This window comes from Acidovorax sp. K2F (genome assembly GCF_025246485.1).
In the GTDB taxonomy this organism is placed as follows: domain Bacteria; phylum Pseudomonadota; class Gammaproteobacteria; order Burkholderiales; family Burkholderiaceae_C; genus Acidovorax; species Acidovorax delafieldii.
The window spans coordinates 1-3,930 of the sequence record NZ_JAOBSQ010000077.1 but is presented as its reverse complement, the minus strand read 5'-3'; the positions used below and the strand labels follow the sequence as shown (position 1 = coordinate 3,930).

At 56.3% G+C, this 3,930-nt stretch carries 3 protein-coding genes; 2 read left to right on the top strand and 1 reads right to left on the bottom strand.

Going from position 1 to position 3,930, the window contains the following annotated elements:
* Positions 1–306 (top strand): hypothetical protein (locus N4G42_RS25195; protein WP_260669140.1); only part of this gene is annotated, 306 nt, incomplete at its 5' end.
* The gene (locus tag N4G42_RS25190) at positions 299–3,298 is read left to right on the top strand and encodes a type I restriction endonuclease subunit R (protein WP_260669139.1); all 3,000 of its coding nucleotides are present in this window, start codon (positions 299–301) and stop codon (positions 3,296–3,298) included. The genes N4G42_RS25195 and N4G42_RS25190, both read left to right, overlap by 8 nt.
* Positions 3,299–3,384: 86 nt before the next feature.
* Here the strand turns inward: N4G42_RS25190 and N4G42_RS25185 are convergent, their stop codons facing one another.
* A complete protein-coding gene (locus tag N4G42_RS25185) occupies positions 3,385–3,633 on the bottom strand; it encodes a helix-turn-helix domain-containing protein (protein ID WP_260669138.1) in 249 nt (82 codons plus the stop codon).
* Positions 3,634–3,930 lie beyond the last annotated feature (297 nt).

The window sequence follows — 3,930 nt, the reverse complement described above, 5'->3', positions numbered from 1 at the left end:
CTAATACGAATTAGATGCGGCAAGGATGTCGATCCCTATTACGTTTTGGAGTATGTGAACTCCCCCGCTGGTAGATCCTACTTCCGCGCGCGTGGCAAGAGCACGAGCGGGCTGAATACATTGAACTCTACGGTGGTTAGGGAAATGCCGATTCCAGTTCCCCCGCTGCAAGTTCAATTTGAAATTGCTCACGAACTTCGGCAGAGCAGACAGGCGCTCGAATCTGTGATTTTGAAAAGACAAAAGCAAGGAGAGTTTTCAAAGCGATTGAACTCGAAAACGTTGGGAGGCGCTTACGGTGAGTAATTTTAACGAGTCAAATACGGTCGAAGCCTATTTCCGCGACCTGCTCGCAGGTCCGGTCAAAGCCGTGCCTGCTAACACTGTCCAGGAGCCAGTTGCCAGTTATGGCACTAATCCCAAAGGTATCGGCTGGCTTTATGCCGCCCCTGCCGACGTACCACGCCAGATTCAAGAGGTCCTAGTGGAATCGTGGTTGCGCAACGCCCTGATTCGCCTGAACCCGGAGATTGCTGCCCAGCCCGACCGCGCTGACGAAGTGCTCTACAAGCTGCGCGCGATTGTGCTGTCGGTGCGCTCGGACGGCCTGATTCGCGCCAACGAAGAGATGACTGCCTGGATGCGTGGCGAGCGCTCCATGCCCTTTGGCAACAACAACCAGCACGTGCCGGTGCGGCTGATCGATCTGGACGACCTGTCGCAAAACCAATACGTGGTTACCCAACAATTCACCTACCGCGCAGGCCCCACTGAGCGCCGCGCAGACATGGTGCTGCTGGTCAACGGCTTGCCCCTGGTGTTGATCGAGGCAAAAACGCCAGTCAAAAAGTGCATTAGCTGGGTGGATGGCGCGGTGCAGGTACATGACGACTATGAAAAGTTCGTGCCGGAGCTGTTTGTCTGCAATGTGTTCTCGGTGGCCACAGAGGGCAAGGAATACCACTACGGCTCCATCGGCCTGCCAGTTAAGGACTGGGGGCCGTGGCATCTGGATAGTGAGAACACTGGTGAAACAGCCCAGCACCACCCGCTGAAAACGCTCAAGCTCTCGGCTGAAAGCATGCTGCGCCCGCATGTGGTGCTGGACATTTTGGGCAGCTTCACCCTGTTCGCTACGGACAAGAAAAAGCGCCGCATCAAAGTGATCTGCCGCTACCAGCAATACGAAGCTGCCAACAAACTAGTGCAGCGCGTGGTAGCGGGCTATCCCAAGAAGGGGTTGATCTGGCACTTTCAGGGTTCGGGCAAATCCCTGCTCATGGTGTTTGCAGCGCAGAAGCTGCGCATGCACCCACATCTGAAGAACCCGACCGTGGTGATTGTGGTGGACCGCATTGACCTGGACAGCCAGATCACCGGCACCTTCACCGGGGCCGACATCCCCAATCTGGAAAAGGCCGACACCCGCGAGAAGTTGCAACAGTTGCTGGGGCAGGATGTTCGCAAGATCATCATCACCACGATTTTCAAGTTTGGCGAGGCCACGGGTTGCCTCAACGACCGTAGCAACATCATCGCGCTGGTGGATGAAGCCCACCGCACGCAGGAGGGCGACTTGGGCCGCAAGATGCGTGAGGCACTGCCCAATGCCTTCTTGTTTGGTCTGACCGGCACGCCTATCAACCGCTCGGACCGCAATACCTTCTACGCATTCGGTGCGGAGGAAGACGCCATGGGCTACATGAGCCGCTATGGTTTTGAGGAGTCGATTCGCGACGGTGCGACGCTGAAGCTGCATTTCGAGCCCCGGCTGATCGACCTGCACATTGACAAGGCGGCGATCGAGACGGCGTTCAAAGACCTGACCGGTGGGCTGTCAGACCTCGATAAAGACAACCTGGCCAAGACGGCAGCCAAGATGGCGGTGCTGGTCAAAACGCCGGAGCGCGTGCGCCGTGTGTGCGAGGACATCGTGCAGCACTTTCAGACCAAGGTGGACCCCAACGGTTTTAAGGGCCAGATCGTCACCTTTGACCGGGAGTCTTGCCTTCTCTACAAAGCCGAACTGGATAAGCTGCTGCCGCCAGAGGCGACCGACATTGTGATGTCGGTGCAGGCCGCAGATAAGAAAGAGCACCCCGAATACGCCGCCTATGACCGCAGCCGTGATGCGGAAGAGCGCTTGCTGGATCGCTTTCGCGACCCTGCCGACCCGCTGAAGCTGATCATCGTCACCGCCAAGCTGCTGACCGGCTTTGATGCGCCCATTCTGCAGGCGATGTACCTGGACAAGCCCCTGCGGGACCACACCTTGCTGCAGGCCATCTGCCGGGTCAATCGCACCTATTCCGAACAGAAAACGCACGGGCTGATCGTGGACTACCTCGGCATCTTTGACGATGTGGCCGCGGCGCTGGAGTTTGACGACCAGAGCGTCAAGCAGGTGGTGAGCAATATTCAGGAACTCAAGGACAAGTTGCCCGAGGCCATGCAGAAATGCCTGGCGTTTTTCACCGGGGTTGACCGCACGCAGACTGGCTATGAGGGTTTGATTGCAGCGCAGCAGTGCCTGCCCAACAACACCGTTCGCGACAACTTTGCCGCCGAATACAGCGTGCTGAGCAAGATATGGGAAGCCTTGTCGCCCGACGCCGTGCTGAGCCCGCACGAGAAAGACTACAAATGGCTTTCGCAGGTGTACCAGTCAGTGCAGCCTTCTGGCGGCCACGGCAAACTGATCTGGCATTCGCTGGGCGCCAAGACCATCGAACTCATCCATCAGAACGTGCATGTCGATACTGTGCGTGACGACCTGGACACCCTCGTGCTGGATGCTGATCTGTTGGAAGCCGTGCTGTCGAACCCAGACCCTAAAAGCGCCAAAGAAATCGAGATCAAACTGGTTCGCCGGATGCGCAAACACCTGGGCAATACGAAATTCAAAAAGCTGTCGGAGCGGCTGGATGCGTTGAAGGACCGGTTTGAGTCGGGCCAGGTCAACAGTGTCGAATTCTTAAAACAGTTGCTGGAGATTGCCAAGGAAACGCTGCAGGCAGAAAAAGAAGTGCCACCCGATGAAGATGAAGACCGTGGCAAGGCCGCGTTAACCGAGCTTTTCAACGAGGTGAAGACCGGCGAGACGCCCATCATGGTCGAGCGTGTGGTTGCCGATATTGATGAAATTGTACGGTTGGTGCGCTTCCCCGGTTGGCAAGGCACGCAGGCGGGTGAGCGGGAGGTGAAGAAGGCGTTACGCAAGGCGCTCTTCAAATATAAATTGCATGCGGATGAGGAACTGTTCGAGAAATCCTACAGCTATATCCGACAGTATTACTAGGCATGAGATTTGGCAGATTCAAGCCATCGATTCTCCAGACCGCAGGCAAAAACACCTTGATTTGAATGAGCACACTAGGCGAGTGCTTAGGACTCGGCAGGGGGCCCATAGAGCTCCTCAATAAACCCAACCAGGCTGACACCTAGTGCCTCAAGCCAAAGCTTGAGTTCGATCACATCCAGTCGACGTACCCCAGTCTCGCACTTGCTGATATCGGCTTGCGTCCAATCCAAGCGCCGAGCGAGTTCCGCCTGACTGACCTTGGCCAAGGTTCGTCTGGCTTGCAGCAACTTGAGCAGGTGCTGGTATTCGCGTGTGTAAAGAGTCTTCTGCATGGGCAACCAAGGCCCATGAGCTTCCATGCGAAAAAAGAATATGCGAAAATCGTATTTATCCCCGAGAGGGTTGGTCTCGGCCTTACTGTTTCGCTACCAGCTAGTGTGTAGCCACGCGAAAGCCTACGACTTCGACTTCTGGCTGAAACTCTTGTAGCTTGGCACCTGATTGGCCCAGCAAAGCGTCTGTGCCTCACCGCGCAGAAGTTGGCCAGGTGGGCAGCGTCTCATTGTGAGATTCACAACGGGTACGATGCCATGACTCGGTAATGAGAGCACCGGGTGCTCCGCACACCT

Bases quoted from the DNA above. Each gene is read 5' to 3' on its own strand.
- N4G42_RS25185 (WP_260669138.1), bottom strand. From the start codon at position 3,633: ATGCAGAAGACTCTTTACACACGCGAATACCAGCACCTGCTCAAGTTG.